This window comes from Streptomyces sp. NBC_00154 (assembly GCF_026342835.1).
Lineage (GTDB): Bacteria > Actinomycetota > Actinomycetes > Streptomycetales > Streptomycetaceae > Streptomyces.
In genome coordinates, this window is the sequence record NZ_JAPEMI010000001.1 from 7,682,470 (window position 1) to 7,704,902 (window position 22,433).

Genomic DNA, 22,433 nt, shown 5'->3' on the forward strand with positions numbered 1-22,433 from the left:
AGCCTGCCGTTGCATGGAGAGGTCCGCCTCGACGCCGGTGGCCTGTGTGTCGGCGGGCATGCCTGTGAACCTCATGGGTCGCAGTCTGTCCGCAAGCAGGCCCGTGATCAAGCGGTGAGGTTGAAGTCCTGCTGGTCGGGGGTGGGGTAGAGGCGCTCGTGCTCGCGGGCGGTGTGGAAGTGCCAGTAGGAGTCGAGGTCGCCGTTGGCGACGACCGTGCGGAGCCGCAGTACGGCTTCGGCTCCGTGAAGGCCCCAGCGGGCGCCGGTGATGTCGAGGCGATCAGCGATCAGGTGACGGCAGGTGCCTTCGACCGCGCCGGTGGCGATCGGCCACCCGCTGTCGAGCGCGGTGTCGTAGCGGAGCTGGTCGAGGTGGCCGGTCAGGTAGCGGTGGCAGGCGTCGACGGTCTCGCGGCGGGTGGCCGGCAGGTGTTCCCGGTCGGCTTGGGCGGTCATCTGGTCGGCGGTGCGGGAGGCGTGGCTGGCGAGGATCGCGGTCAGGTGGTCGGCCGCCCAGGCTTCGGCCTCGGTGGTGCCGGGCTTGTGGAAGGTGTGGGCGGCAGCCCAGACGTACTCGGCGACGTGCACGAAGTCCAGCAGCACGTGCAGAGTGACGCCGCGTCGGCCGGCCTCGGCGGTGATCAGGTCGAGCTGGTGACGGGCGCCGTCGACGAGGACGATCCACGGCCGCAGATGCTTCGGGTCGCGGGCCTGGGCCTGGTCGAATGCGTCGGCGATGACCTGCTTGGGCGGGCGGACCAGGGAGGCGGTGCACCATTTATTCTCGGCTCTCGGACCCGGGCGAGCGGGGCGTTCGCCGCTTCGGCCGCCGGGCGGGTGGATCACGTCGTGGGGGCGCCTGGGGGCCGGGCGGGTGTCGAAGACACAGGCCACGGTCGCCATCCGCTTCCGGTTCGGCTTCTCGCCCGGCGCAAGCCGGCCGCGATGGCCACCGACTGCAGCCTTCGCGGCGGCCCGGCGGGTGGCCTCCCGCAGGGCCTCGGGCCGCATGACCACGCCCTTGCCGTCCACCTGGACCACCAGCGGCATCCGCCGGCTGCACGGAACGGGGATCCGGGCCTGGTAGAAGTCGCCGACGTCGACCGCGGCTGCGACCGCCAGCTCTTCGAGCCGCCTTTTGCCCAGCACCTTCCCGCAGCGACGTTCGACCGCCTGCTGAGCCTGGTCGAACGAGCCGCGCACGGCTTCGGTGACCGCGAGCCTGCGCAGGCCCATCGAGTGGCGGCCCGCCGGCAGCGACAGCGCGGCGTCGGCGGGGTGCACGTTGCCGACGCCTGGGCCCCGGTGGGCGACCCGGGCAACGCGGACCAGCCCGAACATGCTGGCCAGCCAACGCGTGTGTCCCGTCTCCCGCCAGGGCCGGGCTCGTCCCTCCGGCCCCACCACGAGAGGCCTGCTACCGGCGCGGACCTGTTCCTCTTCGCGCATCGCACGGAGGTCCAGATGGTCCTGCAGCAGCTGCCGTAACAGCTCCCGCCCGGCCGCGTCGAGGTGTTCTTCCAGCTCGGCGTGGGTCCACGCGCTCGCATCTGTGCCCGACAGGGTGCACATCAGCGTCTCGAAGGCACTGACCGAGCGGGCAAAGGGGTCAGCGGTGGCATGAGTGTCGTACGGTTTCATCCCCAGGGCTCTTCCCGTCCTGCATCCGATAAGGGTCGCACCTTCGAATGTAGGCGGAAGAGCCCTGCTGTCAGGGGGAGTTGGATGCAGCAGCCGCCCGGCGGCGGGCCGGGGTGAACATACCGGGGGCATCCTCGTCCAGCCAGCCCCGCTCCACCAGCCGCTTCAGCTTCGACCGAGTGCCCTCGATCTTCCCCGTCTCGGCCGGCAGCCCGATCCTCGGCACGATCTGCTTGGCACGGACCGGCCCCGGTGCATCCGCCACCACCTCCACGATGTCGCGGTACACCGACGGCAGAACATCCGACATCATCCCGGGCTGCCAGTTCGGCACGGTCAGCACCCCGATGACCTGTCGCTCGGCCCCCGCATACGCCGACGCCACCGGCTCACCCGCAGGCGACTGCCCGGCATCGACCGCCACCACGGGCACCTCCGGATTCATCTCCGCCAGCACTTCGGCGACCGTCTCCCGCGCGATCCGCAGACGCTCCAACCCCTCCCGGGCCAGCTCCAGCCTCCCAGATAGCTCAGCGACCTCGGCCTCCAGCTCTCCCACCCGAACCCGGGCGGCTGCCTCACGGGCTTCCAACTCCTCGAACAGCGAGCCCATTCGCTACCCCTCCTCCACCACCACGGTAGAGACGAGAAGCCCCGAACACAGCCCCGATCAGCGTTCTCCCAGCTCAGCACTTCACTTCAAAGGAACTGCACCCCTCCTCATTCGTGAGATCTTCCCGTCCCATGACCGTGCCAACGACACGACCCCCACACAGACAAGATCCGCCGGACAGGCCCTAGTGTCCTGCGCCAGAGATCCGTCGGCAGAAGCGGGCGAGGGAGTCGAGGATCTCTTCGGCGGTCTTGGTCCAGATGAACGGCTTGGGGTCTTCGTTCCAGTCCTTGACCCATGCCCGGATATCGGCTTCCAGGGCCTGGATGTTCTTGTGTGCGCCACGACGGATCATCTGGTGGGCCAGGTAGCCGAACCACCGCTCGACCTGGTTGATCCACGAGGAGCCGGTCGGGGTGAAGTGCAGCTCGAACCGCGGGTGTTTGGCCAGCCAGGCTCTGATCGCTGGAGTCTTATGGGTGCCGTAATTGTCCACGATCAGGTGGACCTGCAAGTGAGCGGGCACCTCCTTGTCGATCCGGATCAGGAACTTCTTGAACTCCACGGCCCGGTGCCGGCGGTGCAGGGCAGTGATGACTTCACCCGTGGCGACATCGAACGCGGCAAACAGTGTGGTCAGGCCGTTGCGCACATAGTCGTGGGTACGCCGCTCGGGCATACCCGGCATCATCGGCAGCACCGGCTGAGACCGGTCCAGAGCCTGGATCTGCGACTTCTCGTCCACCGACAGCACCACCGCACCTTCGGGCGGGTTGAAGTACAGGCCCACGACGTCGTAGACCTTCTCCACGAACAACGGGTCCGTCGACAGCTTGAAGGTGTCCGCCAGATGCGGCTTGAGCTGGAACTGCCGCCAGATCCGGCCCACGGTCGACTTCGACAGACCACTGTGCTGAGCCATCGACGTCCGCGACCAGTGGGTGGCGTTCTTCGGCAGCTGTTCCAGCGTGGTGACCACCACCGCCTCCACCTGATCGACGCTGATGGTGGGCGGCCGGCCCGGCCGGGGCTCGTCGACCAGCCCGTCCAGCCGCTCGGCGAGGAAGCGTCGCCGCCACTTGCGGACCGTGTCCGCAGCCACCCGCAGATCCCGGGCGACCGCGATGATCGCCGGCACCTCCGGTCCCGCACACGCCAGCACAATCCGAGCCCGCAAGACCAGCGCCTGGGCCGACGTCGCCCGACGCGTCCACCGCTCCAACACCGCCCGCTCGTCATCAGACAGCAGCAACGGTTGAAGCTTTGGGCCCCGACGAGGAACTGACGCACCAACAGCAGAAGTCACGCAACTACTAACGATCAACTACTGGCGCAGGACACTAGTAGACCGCCGCGGCTAATTTTTGGGATAGAGGTGGCGCAGTTTGATGCGTGCGTCGTGGGTGGTGAACTGCCAGTCGACCTGACGTTGGTCGGTGTTGGTGGCGTTCTGCCAGGCCGAGAGTTCGGTGTTGAGGTTGTCGAGGTTGCTGATCCGGCGGTCGAGGCATTGCCGGGTCAGCGCGGAGAGTTCGATCTCGGCGATGTTGAGCCATGACCCGTGCTTGGGCGTGTGGTGGATCTCGAGGCGTTGGGCCAGGGCGAATGCCTCTTCTGGTTCGAATGCCTCGTAGAGCGAGGCGATGCCGTGGGTGTTGAGGTTGTCCATCACCAGCACCACGGATTCGACGTCGGGGTAATCCACGCTCAGCAGCTGCTTGACCTGGCCGGCCCAGTCGATCCGGGTCCGCTGGGACAGCGCCTGGACTCGACGCCATCCGCGCAGGGGTTCGACCCACACGAAGATCGAGCACGTGCCGCAGCGGATGTACTCGCTGTCCTGGCAGGCGTCGTGACCAGGGCGGGCCGGGAGCGGGTCGCGGGCATCGGCGAGGAGCTGGTAGGGCTTCTCGTCCATGCACACCACGGGACGTGCCGGATCGTAGGGCCGGGCATAGATGGCCAGCACGTCTTCCATCCGGGCCGCGAACTCCGCGTTCGCTCGTGGTGGGATGGTCCAGCACTTTCTCAGATGAGGACGCAGTTGCGTTTTTTTAAGACCCGCCCGATGGTGGAGTGGTCCAGATCGGGGATGTCCTCGACCAGCGCGACGTGCTTCTCCAGCAGCCGCAGCGACCACCGGGTATAGCCCTGGGGTGGCTGTGAGCACGCCATCGCGATCAGCCGGGCTTCGACCTCGCCGGTCACCGGCGAGGGCACCGGCGGGAGGTCACGCCTCTTCCGCGCGATCGTGGCGTGAACATCGCCACTGAACCGCCCCGGTTCGAATAGAGACTCGATTCCATGTAAGGATTGAGTCATGGCACGCCCCTCCTCCTATCCCCTTGAGCTGCGCAAACGAGCGGTCCGCATGGTCGCCGAGGTCCGCGGTGATTACCCGAACGAGTCGGCCGCGCTGAAGACGGTCGCCCAGAAACTCGGCATCGGCTCGGCCGAGACCCTGCGGAACTGGGTCAAGCAGGACGAGATCGACTCCGGTCGGCGGCCCGGCACGACGTCGGAGGAGTCCGCGGCGATGAAGGCCCTGAAGAAGGAGAACGCCGAACTCCGCCGCGCGAACGACATCTTGAAAGCCGCGGCAAGTTTCTTCGCGGCCGAGCTCGACCGGCCACACACACGCTCGTAGCGTTCATCGACGAGCACCGGGCCCGCTTCGGCGGTGTCGAGCCGATCTGCCGCGTGCTCACCGAGCACGATTGCAAGATCGCCCCTTCCACCTACTACGCCCACCACAAGCGGCTGGCCGAGCCGTCCGCGAGGACCGTGCGCGACGCCGGGCTGAAAGAGAAGATCAAGGAGATCTACGCGTCCAACTACCGCGTCTACGGGGCGAGGAAGATCTGGCGCGAGCTGAACCGCCAGGACATCCCGGTGGCCCGCTGCGCGGTCGAGCGGCTGATGCGCGAGCTGAACATCGCCGGCGCGGTGCGCGGCAAGAGGGTCATCACCACGATCCCGGACGAGAAGGCCGAGCGGGCACCGGACCGCGTCGAGCGCGACTTCGTCGCCGAGGCGCCCAACCGCACCTGGGTCGCGGACTTCACCCACGTGGCGACCTGGGCGGGCGTCGTCTACGTCGCCTTCGTCGTGGATACCTTTTCACGTCGCATCGTGGGCTGGTCCGCCTCCACATCGAAGGAGACCCAGCTCGTCCTGGACGCGCTGGAGATGGCACTGTGGCAACGCGACCGCGACCAACACCCGTATACGCACGGCGAGTTGATCCATCACTCCGATGCCGGGTCGCAATACACGAGTTTCCGTCTCGCCGAGCACCTGGATGCCGCCGGTCTCGCGGCGAGCATCGGTTCCGTCGGGGACGCACTGGACAACGCCCTGATGGAATCGACCATCGGTCTCTACAAAACCGAGTTGATCAAGCCGCAACGGCCCTGGAAGACGCTCTCCCAGGTCGAGCTGGCCACCGCCGAATGGGTCGACTGGTACTGCCACCGGCGCCTCCACGGTGAAATAGGCCACGTCCCGCCCGTCGAGTACGAGAACAACTACTACCTCGCGACCACGAAACCCCAGGTCACAACCGCTATCTGAGCTCTCTACCGAACCCGGGGCGGTTCACCACCGGTCTCGGCGAAGCGCTTGGCAACCAGCCGTAACGTCTCACCGGAGACGCCGAGCCGGGCCGCGATCACCTCCTTGGAATCCACGTCACCCACCGAGATATCCAATGCAAGCAGCACCCGCGCACGCATGATCATCGAGGCCCCACGAACACCCGTCGTGGTCACCCTGACCAACTCCTCACGATCCTGCGCGGTCAACCTGACCGGTCGCTTCTTCTGCGAACCCATGACGACAGTCCTGTCTGGCAAAAGGGAAGGAACCCATCAGACGCCAGCCTCCCAACCAGACATGCCATAACTAAGACCGACCGGCAAATGGCTACGTCGCTCGTTGGCTGACGGTCCCGGAAACGAGACAGGCACGGGCCCTGCGTGATCATGGAGTTCTCGACGCTCAGTGATCACGCGGAGGACCCGTGCCTGCGGTGCCATTTTGCCTGCTCGACCCCCTGTGGGACCAGTTCGCTGCTCTCCTGCCGGTGCGGGAGGCGTTCTCGGCGAGCCATCCGCTCGGGTGTCACCGCCGCCGGGTGTCGGACCGTGTCGTGTTCGAGCACGTCGTGCTGGCTCTGGTCCACGGTTCGGGGTACGAGCGGATTGCGAGTCCCGGGTGCTCCGACCGCACCATCCGACGACGCGTCAAACAGTGGGCTGAGCTGGGGATAGCACAACGAGTACATGCCTTGGCGCTGGAAGCGTACGACCGCATGGTCGGCCTGGGTCTGGCCGAGATGTCGGTCGACGGCTGCATCACCAAGGCGCCGTCCGGCGGCGAGAAAGCGGGCCGCTCACCGGTGGACCGGGGCAAGCAGGGGCTCAAGCGCTCGGTCGCCTCCGATGCCTGCGGCGTTCCGCTCGGCATCGTCTCCGACGGAGCCAACCGACACGATTCGCCCCTGCTCGGCCCGACTTTGGCGGCCGCCCGCACCCAAGTCGGGGCGATGCCCGAGTGCGTCAACGTCAACCTGGACCGCGGCTACGACAGCGCCAAGTCCCGTGCCCTGCTGGCCGAGTTGGGCCTCACGGCTGAGATCGCCCGCAAGGGCATCCCGGCGCCGATCCAGGCCGGCAAACGCTGGGTGGTGGAGCGCACGCATTCCTGGATGAACGCCTACGGCAAGCTGCGGCGCTGCACCGAGAAAAACGGCATGGTCGTGGACTTCTATCTCCACCTCGCCGCCGTACTCGTCACGCTCCGCATGCTCATTCGACGCTCGACGAGCCGCTACCGCTGGGACGGCCGCCCCACCACCCGACGCCTCAAGTGATCCATTTGCCGGTCGGTCTAAGCAGCGACACGCTACTAGCTGGCCTCGGCTTCGGCTCGGGCTCGGGTGCTGGCGAGTCGGTAGGAATCGGTGCCGGTCTCGATGATGGTGCTGTTGAACGTGAGGCGGTCGACGATGGCTGCGCAGAGGCGGGGGTCGGTGAAGGTCTTGGTCCAGCCGCCGAAGGACTCGTTGGAGGCTTCTCCTCGCGTTCGGTCAGGACCTGGAAGAGAAGTTCGGCGCCGTGGCGGTCGAGTTCCATGTAGCCGAGTTCGTCGATGCAGAGGAGGTCGACGCGGCCGTAGCGGGCGATGCTCTTGTTCAGCTGCTTCTCGTTGGCCGCTTCGACCAGCTCGTTCACCAGCTTCGTGGCGAGCGTGTAGCGGACGCGGTAGCCCTTCATCGCGCGCGAGGTCGAGGGCATCGGGCACGGCCAGGCGATCGATCGGGTGCACGACATCGGCGCTGCGCTCGCCGAGATTCTCACAAACGCTGATCGTGCCGGTCGGACGACGCTCGCGACCGCGACCGACCTCGCGGCCACCCGGCTGGGGACGGCACTGTGAACCTGCGGGCGATCTGCCCTGGATCGTTGATCGCCGCGGGCAAGGGGTGTAGCGGTCGGGCGTTCGCGATGCCCTGGTACGGCCGGTGCTCGTCCCGTAGGGCGTACAGGAGATGGCGCTGGTTCCGGATCAGTGTGCGGTCCAGTAGTTCCCGTCGGTACGTTCGCACCCACCTCTCCACGGTTGGGTTCACTCTCGGCATCCGGACCCCGCTGAGCACGGTCTCGATCCACCACATGCAGAGAAGGGTGTTCCGCTAGGGACGCTTGGATCACCTGAGCGCAGGTGCAGGTGCCTTGACCGAGCGCGTCAGACGCGAGTCTTTCGACCACCTGTGGGGGACCGCCGGCGACTGAGCCGTGGAGTGAGGCGCAGACGACGACCTACGAGACGGCATGGCGGGCGTGGCGTGATCTTGAGCGCGATCTGCAGGACGCGATCACGCAGTCTGCGAAGAATGAGGGCCTTGATCGCAACGACGTCGAGCAGGCTGTGCGCAATGCCTAAGTTTCAGTGCTGCAGGGCGGCGGGGTGGTCGGCGGGGTTCCCGCGCCATTCGATCAGGAAGACGGTTGCGTCGTCACTGGTGGACCCGCCGCGTTCCTGTTTCAGGGCCTGGGAGAGCCGGAGTGCCTCGGCCCGCATTCCTCCTTCCCGGTGTTCGAGTCGGTTGACGCAACCGATGAGCTTTTCCTCACCGAAGGGTTGTCCGTTTGCGTCCCGCTCTTCGATCACCCCGTCGGTGTAGCACAGCACCTTGTCGCCACGCTGGAGCTGGAGCTCGTTGAGGGAGGGGCATGTACCGCCGAGGCCGACCGGCAAAGTGATCGGACCTTCCAGCTGGCGCACCACCTGCTTCTCCCGGATCAGTAGCGGTACGGGGTGGCCCGCGTTGACCCATTGGAACAGGCCGGTGGTGATGTCCAGTTCCATCATCTGCGCGGTGCCGAAGTGGTCGGCCCCGAACTGTTCGGCGATGGCCTGGTCCATATACCGGTACTTCTCGGCCAGGCCGATGCCGGCGCGTCTGGCATGCCGGTAGGCGCCGATGGCGAGGGTCGCCATGGTGGCGGAGTCCAGACCGTGGCCCATCGCGTCGATCACGGCCGCGTGCAGGATGTTGTCGTTGAGGGCGTAGTCGAAGCTGTCGCCGGCGATGTCATACGAAGGATCGACGGCCCCGCCCACCGCGACCTGCGGCACGGACAACGTCAGCGGCGGCAACAGGGACCACTGCATTTCCGCGGCCACACTCATCGGTTCACGGCGGCGGGCCTGGAAGAACCGGTCGGTGTAGGCATGCTTGGTGACCAGAATGTCCGCGACCAGACTGGCGAGCCGGCGCAGCAGCCGCCGGTCGTCGTCATCGACGGCGTCCAGGGTCAGGGCCAGCACTCCCACCTCGTCGCTGCCGTCCAGCAACGGCAGATACATCCGCACGCCGTCCGCCTGCCCGACCTCGACGGGGGTGGCCCGCAGGAACGCCGTACCGGCCGGAGAATCAGCGATCTCCTCGGGCTTGCCGACAAGGAGTCTCTGGCCCGGCAGGGGCACCAGCAGTTCGCGCCCGTAGTCCTGCAGGAGGATCGAGACCTCGCGGCCACCGATGCTGGCCACCTCTTCCGCGATCATCGGAGCGATCAACTGCGGCGGCATCTCATGCGCACGGTCCAACAGCAGACCGAGGAGCCGCTCACCGAACCCCTCCGACCGGTCCACCACCTTCCTGCCGGGCCGCCGCTCACGTTCCTCCACAGCCGCAGCCGCCCCTTCTGGCCTGACCGGCCGCAATCGTTCACCTTCGTGAGACATCGACCATCGCCCCAGAAATTCGCTCCCCTGATCATCGCCGCCGACAGCTGACTCACAGGCTGTGAGGGCTTCCGTGGCCGGTGAATCACTCCACCAGTGCAAACGGGATCGGTATCGGGCTGAGGCTGAGTCAGTGAGGTTGCCGCAAGGGCGGCACCCCGGTGCAGGCAAGGCGATCTGGCCTGCCTCCTGACCGCACCCGACCGAATGCCTTTCGAACGTTCGCACATGGACACGACACGTCGGGGTACGCGGAGCCTGCACAGGCTGGGTCGATTCAGCCTGTGTTCCCCGGTGCTCGCATCGGGAAGGCCCCGTGACCTGTCGGCGGGTCACGGGGCGGATGGCCGTCGCCGGGTCTCCTGGCGACGGCCACACCTCCCAATCAGCGCTGATACTTCCGGTACTTCCGTCGGTCCTCGGATCGGTCCCACGGAGACGGTTCTACCGACGAACTGAGGGGTGTTGTAGGTGGGTTACCCGGACGTGCCCAGCAGATCGCGTCGTGTGGTCACCAGAGCCGGGAACGTGTCCGGCCACGCCGGGCCATGCCCTGGGACCGGTCCAGTCGAGCTGTTCCTGCAGGGCGTGCTGGCCCGGGAGGTTGTTACGCGGCAGCTGTTCGTCTGTCGTGGCGGCGGCGGATGCGGTTGGTGATGATCAGGAGGGCGGTGCCCAGCAGGAGGATCCCCGCGATCAGCCCCTTGAGTGCGCCACCGCCGGACGTTTCGGCGTCCACCGCGGCTGCTGGGGCGATGCCGTGGGTGTGCGGGAATTTGATCTTCGCGTGGAACTTCTTGACGAGCAGTCCGCTTCTGAGTTCAAGGGTGGCGCGCCAGGGGCCGTCGGCGACGTCGTCGGTTACGGGAATGATCACGGGCTCGGACTGGTGGGGTGCCAGGCTGGTGCCCAGTTGTACCTGGTAGGGGCCTGCGCTCAGGCTTCCGGACACCGAGGCGAGTTTCAGGGTGCCGGACAGGTCCAAGGCGCGGCCGCCGGTGTTGATGATCTGGGCGCGCACGATCGCGTGGCCGTCCGGGCCGCGTTGAGCTGTCATGGTGTGCGCGGTGAAGTTCGGGGCTGGGGGGTTGTGGCCGCCGACTGAGAGATACATCCGGATGCCGGTGCGGCTCACCAGGGCGATACCACCACCTCGATCGCCCCTGACTTGAGCCCAGATCACGGCATAGCGCTCGCCGGGCGCCGCGTCCCTGGGCACCTTGATTGTCACGGTGTCGCGGAGGGTGTCGTGGGCGGGAACATCGAGCGTCCTGCGTCGCAGCTTTGTCCAGGACGAGAGTTCGTTCCGCTTCCTGCCGGCTGCTCCTACGAACGCGCCGTGGGTGATGGTGGCGGCGGCCGGATACACCTCGACGTGCAGGGTGGAGTCAGTGGTGTTCAGTACTTCGATGCGGCGGTGCACGGTCGTGCCCGGCGTCAGGTTGTCGATGATGTAGTGCCGTGCTCGTGGATCGTCGGCCAGGTCGGCCGGGATGTCGACGAGGCGTACGCCGACGCTTCCCTGGCCGAAGTCCGACGAACGTGCCGGCGCGGCCGCTGTGTTGGTCGCAGGTGAGGCGGCGCCGGTGGCCGCGATGAGTGCCGCGGCCACCAGAGCCAGGACGAAGCTGCGCAAGGTGGAGATCCCCCCAGTGTTTTCGGTGTGTGGGTCAGGCCACGGAGTGGGTGATCGTCGAGCTGTAGGTGCCGGCCAGTGCGTCCGCGGGGATGGTGACGGAGATGGTCGGGTTCCACACGGCGGTGTTGATCCCGGACACGCTGGTGGCGGTCTGGACAGGGCCTGGCGGGTACAGGGGGTCCAGGTTGCTGGCGTTGACGATGGCGTTGCCGGTGACCGTGGCGGACGGCGTGCTGTAGCTGCTGGAGCCGGGGGCGGAGACCGAGATGCTCTGCGGTCCCGTGAAGTCGGTTCCGTTCGCGGTGACGACCCAGCCGGTCGTACCACCCCGGTTGTCTGCCACGGTGACGTTCCCCAGCTGTGCGCTGACCGTCTGGGGGGTGCTGCTGGCGGCAACGGTGCCCAGGCTCACCGGCCCCGTCGGCACAGTGATGTCGATGGTGCCGGTGGTGATCGAGAGCGTCACCGGCGTGGTTCCGCTCTGATCGGCCGAAGCCGGTAGGGGAACGGACAGAGCCGCCACCAGGCCGACTACGAGCGAAGCGGCCGCGATACTTCTGCGCATCTTGATCCTCAAATCGGGGGTCAGGTGCAGGTGTAAGTCACCTCCCGCCTGCTATCGGCAAAAGATCGCAATCAAGATCGCTTTCTTGCCTGTTTTCATCAGATCGGCCGCCATTTCCTCTTCTGAATGGTTTTTCCCTATAGTTCCATCAGCTGGGCAGGAGCCCGGTCAGTGAGCGGACTATCGCTAATCAGACTGAAGTAACCAGACCTGAAGTGCTGGTTGGGTGCCTTCTGTGCAGCCGTACTGGCTCAGGGCCGCACCATGTGGCCGGACGTGCGGCTCGGCCAGGAAGCCTTGGGCCCTCACGACAAACTGCTTGAGGCATCGGTCAGCTCAAACAATCCACCTTCAGACTGAAGCCCACTCCAGCCCGAGTGCGGCGAGCTGCGCGAGCTGGTCATCGGTGAGCCGGTCCCGCCGACTTTTTTGGTTACTCAGAAACACGCCCGACCGCACTGTCGTGCCGTCGGGGAGTTCTTCGACGTGGCCCCTTCCGACCACGTGCTTCCCCTCCCGCGCGATGTACTGCTGGCGGGCCACGACGCCCCGTGTGAGGCATCGGAGCCTTTCGCTGCAGCCTTCGCACTGACTGCCGCTGCGGCTTTCTGGGGCCGCACAGCCAGTTTTCACGCCCACCTCGTCCGGGCAATCGACGTGATCGTGTTCTCCGGGGCCGTCAGCAGAGCGCGAGCGTGCCGCACCTGTTGCTCCGCCATGGCGGGCGGCCGGCCGGCCGATACGCTTCCCGCGGGCCCGCGCTGCGGCCAGGCTCTCGTGGGTGCCCTGCACGATCAGTTCCCGGATGAACTCCGCGCATGCGGCGAACACGTGGAACACCAGGCGGTCGCCCGGAGTCGTCGTCGGAGCACGCTACCGGCCCGCCGGGGGCGGCCCGGCCCGGCCGAGGTCTGGACGACGCTGCGGCGGAGTAGCGGATGCGCTGCTACGTCCCTCCCATGAGGTCGGGACGGGGTGCCGTCACAGAGGGGCGGGCATATTGTCCGTATATGGGTGACGTGAGGTGTGACTGGTGCGGTGCGCGGCTGCCGGAGGCTGCGGGCCGCGAGCGCCGGTACTGCGGGCCGGCGCACCGGCAGGCGGCCTGGCGGGCCCGGCGCCGTTGGCGGGAGGCAGCGCCCGCGCGGAAAGGGGTGGCCGCGGTCGGTGAGGTCCTGCTGCTGCAGGTCTCACGCGTCGTGCGGCTGCCCGTAGTGCCGCCACCACCGGGTTCGCCTGTGGGATGGAACTGCGCTGCCGTGGCCCAGGTGTCTGATCTGGCTGGACAGCTGGTCCGCGCGGCGGTGCTGGCGGATCGGCAGGCCGGGGCAAGCTGGGCGCAGATCGGTGCGGGGCTGGGGATCAGCGCCGAGGCGGCCCGAAGCCGCTTCGGGCGCAGCCGCAGTGCCGCGCCTGTCGGCCGGGGCGGGTGACGGCCGTGCCGGGTCCCGCGGTCCCCGCAGATGCCAATGGCTCCGGAGAGGGGCTGCTGGATGCGGTCCTGGCCGACGTCATGCGGGATACCGGCGCATCGGTGGGGCTGGTGTTTCTGCTGCCGCCGGGGGAGCGGGTGCTGCGGCTGGTGTTGGCTTCCGGGATGTCCCGGGAGATCGCCGCTCCCTGGGCCCGTGTTCCCGTTGATGCGGCGATCCCGGTGGCGGACGCCGTGCGCCAGCGGCGCCTGGTCTGGCTGGGTAGCCAGGAGGAGATCGCCCGCCGCTACCCCCGGATCAGCATCGTCCTGCCGTATGACTTCAGGGTCGCCGCAGCCCCGGTCACCGACGGCACCACCGTGTGGGGCGGCATCGTGTTGCTGTGGCCCGTCTCGCACCCGGCGCAGCTCAGTGCGGCCGAGCAGGAGACGATCACCGCCTGCTGCCGGCGCGCGGCCCCGCTCCTGCAACAGGCCGCCGCCAGCGGCCGTCCGCTGGGGCCCGCCGACGAGCCCCGTCTGCTGCCTGCGCTGCACTCCCCCGAGGCCGACTCGGCCCAGGCCATGGCCGCCCTGGACTGTACTGAGCGGCTGCCGGTGGGCTGCTGCGCGCTCGACCTGGACGGCCGGCTCATCTACATCAACCCCGCCGGCGCCGAACTGGTCGGTGCCGATGCCGCCTCCCTGCTGGGCAAGCGCCCATGGGAGGTACTTGGGTGGCTGTACGACCCGGTGTTCGAAGATCGATACCGGGAGGCGGTGGTCTGCCAGCAGACCACCTCCTTCACCGCCAGCCGTCCACCCGACATCCGGCTGTCCTTCCGGCTCTATCCGCACGACAGCGGCATCAGCGTCCACATCACCCTCACCGGCGGGGACCCGACTGCCACGACGGAAGAGGCCGCGGCCCCTTCCCCCGTTGGGCTCGTCGGCGCGACGGGGCTGTACCACCTCACGCACCTCGCCACCGCCCTTGCCGAGGCCGCCAGCGTGCAGGACGTGGTCGAGCTTGCCGCCGACCAGATCGTGCCGGCCTTCGGCCCGAAGGCGCTGGCTCTACTCGCCGTGAAGGACGGACGGCTGCGGATCACCGGCTACCGCGGCTACAGCCTGGAACTGATGGACCGCTTCGACGCGGCGCCCCTGACCTCCGACACCCCCGCCGCGCGTGTCATCACCACCGGTGTGGCCAGCTTCTTCACCACCTTCGCCGACCTCAAGAGGGCCTACCCTCCTGCCGTGCACCAGGACGGGATGGCAGCCTGGGCCTTCCTCCCCCTGATCGTGTCAGGGAGCCCGGTCGGCTCCCTGGTCCTCGCCTACGACCTGCCCCGCCCGTTCCCGCCCGCCGAACGGGCCATGCTCACGTCACTCACCGGACTCATTGCCCAGGCCCTGGACCGCGCCCGCCTCTATGACGCCAACTACACTCTCGTCCGCTCCCTGCAGACCGGACTGCTGCCCCACACCCTGCCGCGCCTGCCCAGCTTTGACGTCGTCGCCCGCTACCGCCCAGCCGGTCACGGCATAGACATCGGCGGCGACTTCTACGACCTCATCATCTGCACACCCACGACGGCCGCCGCGGTGATCGGCGACGTGCAAGGCCACAACACCACCGCCGCCGCCCTCATGGGACAGCTCCGCACCGCCGTCCACGCCTACGCCACCACCGGCGCCTCCCCCGGCGAGGTCCTCGCCTCCACCAACCGCCTCCTGGTCGACCTCGACCCCGGCCTGTTCGCCAGCTGCCTCATCGCCCACCTCGACCACACCCACCACCGCGCGCTTCTCGCCACGGCCGGACACCCCCCTGCCCTGCTCCGCCACCCCGACGGGCATACCGACACCCTCCGCGTACCGCCAGGGCTGCTGCTGGGCATCGACCCGGACGCCGACTACCCCACCACCGAGATCCCCCTCCCTCCCGGCGCCGTCCTCGCCCTGTACACCGACGGACTCATCGAAACCCCCGGCACCGACATCGACGACTCCACCAACACGCTCGCCGGCCACCTGACAGCAGCGGAACCCGAGAACCTCGACGCCCTCGCCGACGCCCTCCTCCGCCACGCCAACCAATCCGCGCCCCGCTATGACGACATCGCCCTGCTCCTCATCCGCACGCCCGACCGACCATGAATGCTCCGCCCGCTGTGTGCGGGTGGCCCGGATCCCGCGTCCTTTCATAAATGACCGTCTGTGAGAGTTCTGCCCGAGCCCCGGAATGTGAACGATTTCCGCAGGTCGCCACCTCTGTTCGTTCCCGGGGACAGGTGTTTTCGCCAGCGTCATCCTCACAGCGTCGTGAGTCGCCTTCCGGTACTTCGTGGCGCCAGGCCGGTGGTGAAGCGTCGTTCCTGCGTCCTTGCCACGATGGTCGGTGTTCTGCCTGTGACCCTGGCACCCACCAGCGCCCAGGCGGCGACCGGACAATTCCTGTACGCCCAGGCCTACACGAAACTGCAGGTCATCCTCATCAACCCGGCTGGCGGCATGTGCATCCGGGCGACGAACAACGGCTACGCCCGCCACCTCACCGACCGGGCGGTCACCGTGTATCCGAGCCCTGCTTGCCGGGGAGAACCACCTCGCAGCAGGGCAGAGCAAGGCACTCGCCCTTGTCCAGCGCCATCTTCTCAAGTTGACGAGACCGTGACCCTGCTTCGTGAGGCGCGTTGGTAGGAGTGGCATGCGTACATCGGTGCCCGGTGTTGGTCCCGGTGCGCTTCCCCGAGCGGGCCGAGGCCGCGACGTTCCTGGTCCCGTGATCGACTGTCATGCCAGATGGCCCCTTGTGCGGTGGTGGCGGGTCCAAAGCCAGCCATCGGCCCGCTGAAGTCCCTCAACAGCCCCACGCTGAGCTGCGCCGGAGAGTCAGACCTCCGGAGTCGCCCGTCAGCCAGCCCCCTTCGGGCTGCGACGAGCGGTCGATGCACATGCACTCGACTGGGGAGCTGAAGAGCATGCCTGGGGATACTTTCGCGAATCCTCATCAGCCCCAGACTCTTTGAGTATCTGTACGGGTAGCAGTGGTCCATACAGTTAACAAATGATGGCCGTCATGACCACCACCTCGTGGATCGTGATGCTCGTCCCGGCTGTTCTTTTGGTTTCTGCTGTTGCGGCCTGGCCCGGCTCCTTAGCTCCACGCCAACAGCAGAGGTCCCGCATACGCCGCGTCCTCTTCTTACCTCTCAGTGCCGTCCTGGTGCTTGCTCTCGCAGCGTGCGGTCGCGCGAGCAGCGAGAAGACCGTGCGCAGACTCGCTGGCAACCCAGAAGCAGTGAAGGCACGGCAGGAAGCCGAGTCTGCGAGCCGGGACACCATCGCCGTCTGGGACACCGATACCCCGCTCACGCTCGGTCTGGTCGTTTTGGAGGATGCGTGCGCTGGCGGGCAAGCGAAGGAGTGGTTCTTCCAAACGGGTGACGACCGGTACAAGATCCGCTGCACGATGTACGTCACTGCCTACTTCGGCGCCGACCCCCGCCGTGTGGCCGACACTATCGACGGTGTCCTCACCGCAGGGGACCGCACCGGATCCCCCATCCCTTTCGGCCACGACTTCCAGTACGCGCGCACAGTCGTCGACTACTACCGGGGGAAGGCGGGCGACCCGCAAGGGCCGGGGACCGGCGAACCGAAGGAGCTGTTCAGCGCAGGCACGATCACTCTCAACTGGGACCAGGTGCACACCAGAGACACGCGTGAACTGATCGAAGAGCCGCGCCCGTGCACACCCCATGATCTGCCGGTGCGGCGGTGTCTGCACGAGCCGACCTTCACCAGCGTGGCTGATCTGCGTCGCGAGTACGGGATGGTATTCAAACTCACCTTCCCCACCAAGGACTACTTCACCGTCTGGAAGTAACCGGACTGGCGCCGCGACCTCACAACGGCTCACACAGTGAGCCGAGTTGTCGGTGGGTGATCAGGCAGCAGGCGAGCTTGAGGAGTGCTTCGTGGATGTCTGCTCGTCGTTCCCAGCGGATGCGGAGCTGATCTGCCGCAACCGCACCACCGGCAAACTCGCCTACTACCGCTGCTGGTCGCTCGCCCCGGTGGCCCTGGCCACTGTGGTCCGCGTGGCCGGGTCGAGATGGCGGGTGGAGGAGACCTTCCAGGACGGAAAGGGCCTGGCCGGACTAGACGAGCACCAGGTCCGCCGCTACCCTCCTGGCCCCGCTGAGTCACTCTCGCGATGCTCGCCCACGCCTTCCTCGCCGTCGTCCGCCACGTGTTCATCGCGCTTGCTCCAGCTGCTGTCCACCGTGGCTCACCGCCTTAGACCCACCGGCAAATGGATCACTTGAGGCGTCGGGTGGTGGGGCGGCCGTCCCAGCGGTAGCGGCTCGTCGAGCGTCGAATGAGCATGCGGAGCGTGACGAGTGCGGCGGCGAGGTAGAGGTAGAAGTCCACGACATCGCCGCTCCTCTCGGTGCAGCGCCGCAGCTTGCCGTAGTCGTTCATCCACGAGTGCGTGCGCTCCACCACCCAGCGCTTGCCGGCCTGGATCGGGGCGGGCACGCCCTTGCGGGCGATCTCGGCCGAGAATCCCAACTCGCCGATCAACACACGTGACTTGGTGCTGTCGTACCCGCGGTCGAGGTTAACGTTGACGGCCTCCGGCATCGCACCGGCCTGCTCTTTGGCCGCTGCCAGGGTGGGGCCGAGCAGCGGCGAGTCGTGCCGGTTCGCCCCGGCGGACACGATCCCGAGTGGAACCCCGCACGCGTCGGAGGCGACCGAGCGCTTCAGTCCCTGCTTGCCCCGGTCGACGGGCGAGCGCCCCGCTTTCTCTCCGCCGCACGGCGCCTTGGTGATGCAGCCGTCGACCGAGATTTCATCGAGGTCGAGGCCGATCATGCGGTCGTACGCCTCCAGGGCGATCCGGTGCAGCGCTTGCGAGATCCCCATCTGAGCCCACAGCTTGACGCGGCGTCGGATCGTGCGGTCGGAGCATCCGGGCGAGGAGATGCGCTCGTATCCGGAGCCGTGGATCAGCGCTTGGACGACGTGGTCGAAGACGACGCGGTCCGGTATACGCCGTCGATGGCAGCCGAGCGGATGGTCGGGGTCAAACTCGGCCTGATCGGGCAGCAGGGCCCTGAACTGGTCCCAGGCGGGTTCAAGCAGGCATGATGGCAGCGCGGGCACAGTCGTCCTTCGCGGTCACAGAGCGTAGAGAACTCCATGATCACGCGGGCCTGTGCCCGTTCTGCTGCCACCCCTCATCGCAACCGTGCTCCGCCACCTACTGCCGGTCGGTCTTAGCTGGTCCGAGTGGGGACGACGTCATCAAGCCTGATCACTCACCAGTCACTACCGGCGACGAGCCGCAGCTCAGGTGCGGCTGAGCGTGCTAGTTGACCACTCGAAGCATCACAGTTGGCCGCACGGCAGCGACGCATTCGCATTGCTCGGGGCAGGGGGTCGGTGCCTAGCGCGATCGGTACGCTTCCCGCGGAGGTGGGGATGTTCGGTGCAGTGATGTTCGGCGGTGGTGGTCTCATCTGCGTGACTCTTGGCATGTGGTTCGTCGGGCGACAGCACCGCAGGCGCGCCAGCACCCGTGCGGGATGGGGCGCCACGGCGATCGGGTTGGGGCAGTTCTTTCGCGCAGCCAGTTCCTTGTCTGGGAGCCGGCAGCCGCTCAGCTTCATCCTCGCCGTCTGCTTTGCAGCGTTCAGCCTTGGCGGCTTCTTTCTGGTGGCGTGCGACCGCGACACCCTCCACCGCGGTGGCCGGAAGCGCCGCAAGCTGCCTCCGCTGGGCCCGTGATGGGTGGCTGAGCGCCAAAGTGGCCAGCTGAAGTGCTGACATCAATGACTGACACCAACAGGCACGAACGACAGCGATCGGCGCCGAACACCTGCAGGTTCGATCGGTCCGGGGGGAAGCGGGGCACCGGCCCGTAGTGCGAGACGGGCCACCCTCCGCGGACGAGGCAAGTGATGGGGCTGAGTCATGAAGGAAGGCATGCTGCCGCCGGGGCAGCGCCTGGCCAATGGCCCCGACACCAGCCTCAGCCCGAGCGCCGCTGCCCCGCCAGCGCCGGTGACGGCACCGACGACCACGGCCGAGGCTTCGAGGGAGGCGAGCACAACCGGTGATCGAGCGGGCAACCGGTAGTGGCACCAGGCCGTGGTGGCCGGTGTGCGGATCACGGCGCCTCCGTCAGAAGACGGGTGACGTCCTGACGGCTAAGGGCTGTCCCGTAATTGATCTTCCCGAGCCCGGACAGCAGCTCTGTGCGTCCTGGCTCCGTGTTCAGCCGGCGAGGTTGAGGTTGTGGAGGCGGGCGATGCCGAGCATGGCGTGGTGGACGCCGTCGCCCTTGAGGCGGCAGTCGCGGAGGATCTTCCAGGTCTTCATGCGGGCGAAGACGTGCTCGACGCGGGCGCGGACTTGTTTGTGCGAGTGGTTGTGCTCCTGCTTCCATGCGGGCAACTCCTCGCCCGGGGTGCGGCGGTGGGGCATGAGAAGCCCGGTGCCCGGATAGCCGCCGTCGGCCATCGTCAGGGACTTACCCACGGCGGCCTTCGCGCCGGACTCCTCCCACGCCTTGCAGTCGTTGCGGTTGCCGGGCAGCGGACGGCCGACCACGACAACCAGGCGGGTGTCGGCGTCGATGACGACCTGGTGGTTGGTGGAGTATCGGTAGTTCTTGGACTGCTCGGCGACCGCGTGGTCGCGGGTGGGAACCAGGGTGCCGTCCACGATGAGGACGGTGTCCTTGGCGAACCGCTTGCGCTGCCGCAGGGCGATCTTCGGGCCGAGGTGGTCGATGACCCGGTTTGCGGAGGACTTTGACACCCCGAACAATGGGGCCAATTGTCGCAGAGTGAGGTTGGTGCGCCAGTATGCGGCTACCAGCAGCACGCGATCCTCCAGCGGCAGCTTCCATGGCCGCCCCCGGGCCGGGGTGTCGGCATTCTCTTGGCGCAGCTGCTTCACCAACTTCCCGAAGACCCGCGAACTCAGCCCGGTGAACGGGGCTATCCAAGTCGGCTCAGACGCCGTGATCACACCAGCCACAGCAAGATCATCTCAGTGGGGCCGACTCGAGCTCGATCTCCTGGCCTTCAGCTGAGTACCTTGGCGTACCAGTGATCCGCCTTGCCATGCCCTTCGTATGGCGCGGTCTCCTTGTAGCCGTGCCTGATGTACAAAGCTCGTGCCTCAGTAAGTTGGGTGTTGGTCTCACACACAATCCTGATGGCACCGAGCCTCGCAGCAGATTCCTCGACGGCGAGGAGGAGGCCGCGGCCCAATCCTGCTCCCCGCCCAGCGGGGAGCACGTACATCCGCTTGAGCTCCGCAGTCTCAGGATCACCCCTCAGCAGTCGCAACCCTGCGCAGCCCAGGAACTCGCCCTCACCGTTGCGTGCTACGAGAAACTCGCCGTCAGGCGGGCTGAGGTCATGGTGAGGGTCCTCAACAAGCACCGCTCGAAGCTCTGCCTCTGTGGCTGAACGCCCCAGCACCCGCCGCCCCATCTCGGTGAAGTACTGACGCGTCACCTCGTCGACATCCGTGCCAATGACAGGCTCCGCCTTGATAGTCCAGGTTGACATGCAGGCCATGGTCCCGGACTCACCCGTGGCCGTCCACGGTCCTACCGACAGGTTTCCGTCCAGCCCACACCACGGAGATCGTTACGGGACAGCCCTTAGCATCCCTGCCACAGTGGTCAGAAAACGAACCAACTGCCCCCGAAAAGGGCCCCCAGAACATATGAGATGCCGAGGCCGACCAACGCGAACAGCGCTAGGACGAGCAGGGTGACCACGGCGAACTGGCCACCGGCAGACTTCAGGGAGCGTTGCCAGTTCACGCGCCGAGCGTTCATGCCCCACCATTCTTCGCTGGCTTTATTCACGAGTAGTGCCGTCGGTTGTTCACGGGTTTGGGAGGCACCCAGATCCACGGTCGGGTGATGTTCACGAGTTTTGACAGCGCTGGGGCATGGGCGGCTACATCGTCATTTGTGCGCGGGCGACGACATGGTGGAGGACGGCCTGCCATTGCGTTTCGTACGGGCGCTGCGCCGCTCAGTCAGCGACCGCTGCGGCGGCCAAGGTATCCGGCGCGGGTATTCTGCTGTGTGAGTTGCAGGTGGCAGGGGCGATCGGGCGCGGTTTCAGCCGGGGGGCAGCGTGGTGCGTGTGCTTAAGGCGGTAGTCGCGGTCCTCGCCCTGGTGGCGGTGGCGGCGGGGTGTTCCTCGTCCGAGGGCGAGGACGAGGAGCGGCTGACCGCGCAGCGGGAGAACTACTGCACGCAGCTGAGGGCGTGGCAGGAGGCGCGGAACGCGGCGGGCACGGACACGGCGGAGTCGTCAGGGTACGACGAGGTCGGGGCGGTTACTCAGGACGCCTTCCTCGCGATGCGACCGCTCCGGGATGAGCCTGTCGGCGGAGGCCGCACCTTGGCGGAGGCGACGGTGGCGGCGATGAACAACAGTGATGCCGAGGCGGAGGGGCGTGTCGTGCAGTACTGCGGGGATGTCGGCTTCGAGGCGCTGACCCGCTAGTGACCTGAGTCAGAGATTCTCTGGTGTGGTCTCAGAACGCGTTGCCTTATAGATCATGTTGAGCATCGGTTTGAGTGAGCGGCCACGGTCGGGTGAACGTCAGCCGAGATCGGCATGCGCGTTCTTCCATGGGCTGGTGGGAGAACCCGCTTCGGTGCGGTGAACGGTCCCGAATGTAAAAGGGGGAGCCTATGCGTCGTGGGCTGTGGTGGGTGGCCGGGAGCGGGTGCGTTCTGGCGGCGTTGGGCGTGGGCGGTTGGCTGGGATTCATGGACGAGGGGCATCCGTTCGGTGATGCGCGGGCCTGCGAAGGGAGCGATGTTCCGCTGCAGCAGGAGCTTGATGTCGTACGCCTTGCTCTGCCTGCTGGTGCCGAAAATGTCCACTACGTCACGCGCTCTACGGCGGCGGCCGGAGGTGTTCGGTTGGCCGTGGCGTTCCGCAGTACCTCGCAGGCGATGCAGGCGTATTTGCGGGAGAACAAGATCGTGACGGAGGGGCAGCGCAACCTCAACGACGGACGGTTCGAGCTTGGTGACGTCGGTGCCGCCCCGTCGAGTCTCGGGCTGTGTGGGAATGTTGCTCAAATCCAGGCGCCCGCCGTCCTCATCGACAAGCAGCGCGAGGCGCTGGACGGGCAGGAAGAGATCGTCGACATCGCCCTCCAGCTGAACCCCGCCGATATGGCGGGCAGCATCCGACCCACGACGAGCGTCCTCCTCACGGTCACGGAGAGCTCGCGGTCGTGAGGAG

23 protein-coding genes and 2 pseudogenes are annotated in these 22,433 nt (G+C 67.1%); 9 read left to right on the forward strand and 16 right to left on the reverse strand.

What is annotated here, in order from left to right:
* Positions 1-107 precede the first annotated feature (107 nt).
* The 5 genes from OHA03_RS34585 to OHA03_RS34605 form a co-directional block, all read right to left on the reverse strand.
* Positions 108-1,643, reverse strand: a complete 1,536-nt coding sequence (locus OHA03_RS34585; protein WP_267007602.1) for an ISKra4 family transposase — start codon at positions 1,641-1,643, stop codon at positions 108-110.
* Positions 1,644-1,713: 70 nt separating this feature from the next.
* Positions 1,714-2,256 (reverse strand): hypothetical protein, encoded by a 543-nt coding sequence (locus tag OHA03_RS34590; RefSeq protein WP_267007603.1) that lies wholly within the window; start codon positions 2,254-2,256, stop codon positions 1,714-1,716.
* A gap of 184 nt (positions 2,257-2,440) precedes the next feature.
* Positions 2,441-3,562 carry an IS630 family transposase gene (locus tag OHA03_RS34595; protein ID WP_267007604.1) on the reverse strand — a complete coding sequence of 374 codons (1,122 nt, stop codon included), beginning with the start codon at positions 3,560-3,562 and terminating at the stop codon, positions 2,441-2,443.
* A gap of 51 nt (positions 3,563-3,613) precedes the next feature.
* Positions 3,614-4,396, reverse strand: coding sequence for an IS630 family transposase (locus tag OHA03_RS34600; protein WP_267007605.1), 783 nt, complete (start codon positions 4,394-4,396; stop codon positions 3,614-3,616).
* Positions 4,285-4,578 carry a helix-turn-helix domain-containing protein gene (locus OHA03_RS34605; RefSeq protein ID WP_267007606.1) on the reverse strand — a complete coding sequence of 98 codons (294 nt, stop codon included), beginning with the start codon at positions 4,576-4,578 and terminating at the stop codon, positions 4,285-4,287. The genes OHA03_RS34600 and OHA03_RS34605 overlap by 112 nt, the downstream gene beginning before the upstream one ends.
* Between OHA03_RS34605 and OHA03_RS34610 the strand changes: the two genes are divergently transcribed.
* Positions 4,577-5,829 (forward strand): IS3 family transposase gene (locus OHA03_RS34610; protein ID WP_267007271.1). Its coding sequence is split into 2 segments (ribosomal slippage): positions 4,577-4,859 and positions 4,859-5,829, totalling 1,254 coding nucleotides; the frame shifts between segments, so codons are not numbered across the junction. The genes OHA03_RS34605 and OHA03_RS34610 overlap by 2 nt on opposite strands.
* Before the next feature lie 5 nt (positions 5,830-5,834).
* Here the strand turns inward: OHA03_RS34610 and OHA03_RS34615 are convergent.
* Entirely contained in the window at positions 5,835-6,089 is a 255-nt protein-coding gene (locus tag OHA03_RS34615; RefSeq protein ID WP_267007607.1) for a helix-turn-helix domain-containing protein, read from the reverse strand.
* 188 nt (positions 6,090-6,277) lie between these two features.
* Here OHA03_RS34615 and OHA03_RS34620 point away from each other — a divergent pair, with 188 nt between their 5' ends.
* The gene (locus OHA03_RS34620; RefSeq protein ID WP_267007608.1) at positions 6,278-7,129 is read left to right on the forward strand and encodes an IS5 family transposase; all 852 of its coding nucleotides are present in this window, start codon (positions 6,278-6,280) and stop codon (positions 7,127-7,129) included.
* Between the two features lie 35 nt (positions 7,130-7,164).
* On the opposite strand, the pseudogene OHA03_RS34625 reads toward OHA03_RS34620, so the two are convergent.
* The 5 genes and pseudogenes from OHA03_RS34625 to OHA03_RS47890 all read right to left on the reverse strand — a co-directional run.
* Positions 7,165-7,544: pseudogene (locus OHA03_RS34625) on the reverse strand (ATP-binding protein); the annotation flags it as partial.
* 661 nt (positions 7,545-8,205) lie between these two features.
* Entirely contained in the window at positions 8,206-9,450 is a 1,245-nt protein-coding gene (locus OHA03_RS34630; protein WP_267007609.1) for a PP2C family protein-serine/threonine phosphatase, read from the reverse strand.
* A gap of 664 nt (positions 9,451-10,114) precedes the next feature.
* On the reverse strand, positions 10,115-11,143 hold the full coding sequence (locus OHA03_RS34635) for a hypothetical protein (RefSeq protein WP_267007610.1): 1,029 nt from the start codon (positions 11,141-11,143) through the stop codon (positions 10,115-10,117).
* 34 nt (positions 11,144-11,177) lie between these two features.
* Positions 11,178-11,711, reverse strand: a complete 534-nt coding sequence (locus OHA03_RS34640; protein ID WP_267007611.1) for a hypothetical protein — start codon at positions 11,709-11,711, stop codon at positions 11,178-11,180.
* A 351-nt stretch (positions 11,712-12,062) separates the two neighbouring features.
* Positions 12,063-12,542 (reverse strand): hypothetical protein, encoded by a 480-nt coding sequence (locus tag OHA03_RS47890; RefSeq protein WP_323181300.1) that lies wholly within the window; start codon positions 12,540-12,542, stop codon positions 12,063-12,065.
* Between the two features lie 179 nt (positions 12,543-12,721).
* Between OHA03_RS47890 and OHA03_RS34655 the strand changes: the two genes are divergently transcribed.
* The 3 genes from OHA03_RS34655 to OHA03_RS34665 all read left to right on the forward strand — a co-directional run bounded on the left by OHA03_RS34655 (position 12,722) and on the right by OHA03_RS34665 (position 17,017).
* The gene (locus OHA03_RS34655) at positions 12,722-13,144 is read left to right on the forward strand and encodes a hypothetical protein (protein ID WP_267007612.1); all 423 of its coding nucleotides are present in this window, start codon (positions 12,722-12,724) and stop codon (positions 13,142-13,144) included.
* 5 nt (positions 13,145-13,149) lie between these two features.
* The gene (locus OHA03_RS34660; protein WP_267007613.1) at positions 13,150-15,285 is read left to right on the forward strand and encodes a SpoIIE family protein phosphatase; all 2,136 of its coding nucleotides are present in this window, start codon (positions 13,150-13,152) and stop codon (positions 15,283-15,285) included.
* 1,114 nt (positions 15,286-16,399) lie between these two features.
* A complete protein-coding gene (locus OHA03_RS34665; RefSeq protein ID WP_267007614.1) occupies positions 16,400-17,017 on the forward strand; it encodes a hypothetical protein in 618 nt (205 codons plus the stop codon).
* Positions 17,018-17,036: 19 nt separating this feature from the next.
* On the opposite strand, the pseudogene OHA03_RS34670 reads toward OHA03_RS34665, so the two are convergent.
* Positions 17,037-17,147: pseudogene (locus tag OHA03_RS34670) on the reverse strand (IS5/IS1182 family transposase); the annotation flags it as partial.
* Here OHA03_RS34670 and OHA03_RS34675 point away from each other — a divergent pair.
* Complete coding sequence (locus OHA03_RS34675; RefSeq protein WP_267008292.1) at positions 17,109-17,459, forward strand: hypothetical protein; 351 nt, start codon at positions 17,109-17,111, stop codon at positions 17,457-17,459. The pseudogene OHA03_RS34670 and the gene OHA03_RS34675 sit on opposite strands and share 39 nt — an antisense overlap.
* Here the strand turns inward: OHA03_RS34675 and OHA03_RS34680 are convergent.
* Positions 17,452-18,303: an IS5 family transposase gene (locus tag OHA03_RS34680; protein ID WP_267007615.1), complete on the reverse strand. Its 852-nt coding sequence runs from the start codon at positions 18,301-18,303 to the stop codon at positions 17,452-17,454. The genes OHA03_RS34675 and OHA03_RS34680 overlap by 8 nt on opposite strands.
* 318 nt (positions 18,304-18,621) lie before the next feature.
* Between OHA03_RS34680 and OHA03_RS34685 the strand changes: the two genes are divergently transcribed.
* A complete protein-coding gene (locus OHA03_RS34685; protein ID WP_267007616.1) occupies positions 18,622-18,927 on the forward strand; it encodes a hypothetical protein in 306 nt (101 codons plus the stop codon).
* Between the two features lie 489 nt (positions 18,928-19,416).
* Here OHA03_RS34685 and OHA03_RS34690 read toward each other — a convergent pair whose 3' ends face one another.
* The 3 genes from OHA03_RS34690 to OHA03_RS34700 all read right to left on the reverse strand — a co-directional run bounded on the left by OHA03_RS34690 (position 19,417) and on the right by OHA03_RS34700 (position 21,076).
* Positions 19,417-20,184 carry a transposase gene (locus OHA03_RS34690; protein WP_267007617.1) on the reverse strand — a complete coding sequence of 256 codons (768 nt, stop codon included), beginning with the start codon at positions 20,182-20,184 and terminating at the stop codon, positions 19,417-19,419.
* Between the two features lie 47 nt (positions 20,185-20,231).
* Positions 20,232-20,723, reverse strand: a complete 492-nt coding sequence (locus tag OHA03_RS34695; RefSeq protein ID WP_267007618.1) for a GNAT family N-acetyltransferase — start codon at positions 20,721-20,723, stop codon at positions 20,232-20,234.
* Positions 20,724-20,839: 116 nt separating this feature from the next.
* Complete coding sequence (locus OHA03_RS34700; protein WP_267007619.1) at positions 20,840-21,076, reverse strand: hypothetical protein; 237 nt, start codon at positions 21,074-21,076, stop codon at positions 20,840-20,842.
* A 238-nt stretch (positions 21,077-21,314) separates the two neighbouring features.
* On the opposite strand from OHA03_RS34700, the gene OHA03_RS34705 reads away from it, so the two are divergent.
* Positions 21,315-21,680 (forward strand): hypothetical protein, encoded by a 366-nt coding sequence (locus OHA03_RS34705; protein ID WP_267007620.1) that lies wholly within the window; start codon positions 21,315-21,317, stop codon positions 21,678-21,680.
* Between the two features lie 269 nt (positions 21,681-21,949).
* Positions 21,950-22,429: a hypothetical protein gene (locus OHA03_RS34710; protein ID WP_267007621.1), complete on the forward strand. Its 480-nt coding sequence runs from the start codon at positions 21,950-21,952 to the stop codon at positions 22,427-22,429.
* The last annotated feature ends 4 nt before the right edge of the window (positions 22,430-22,433 follow it).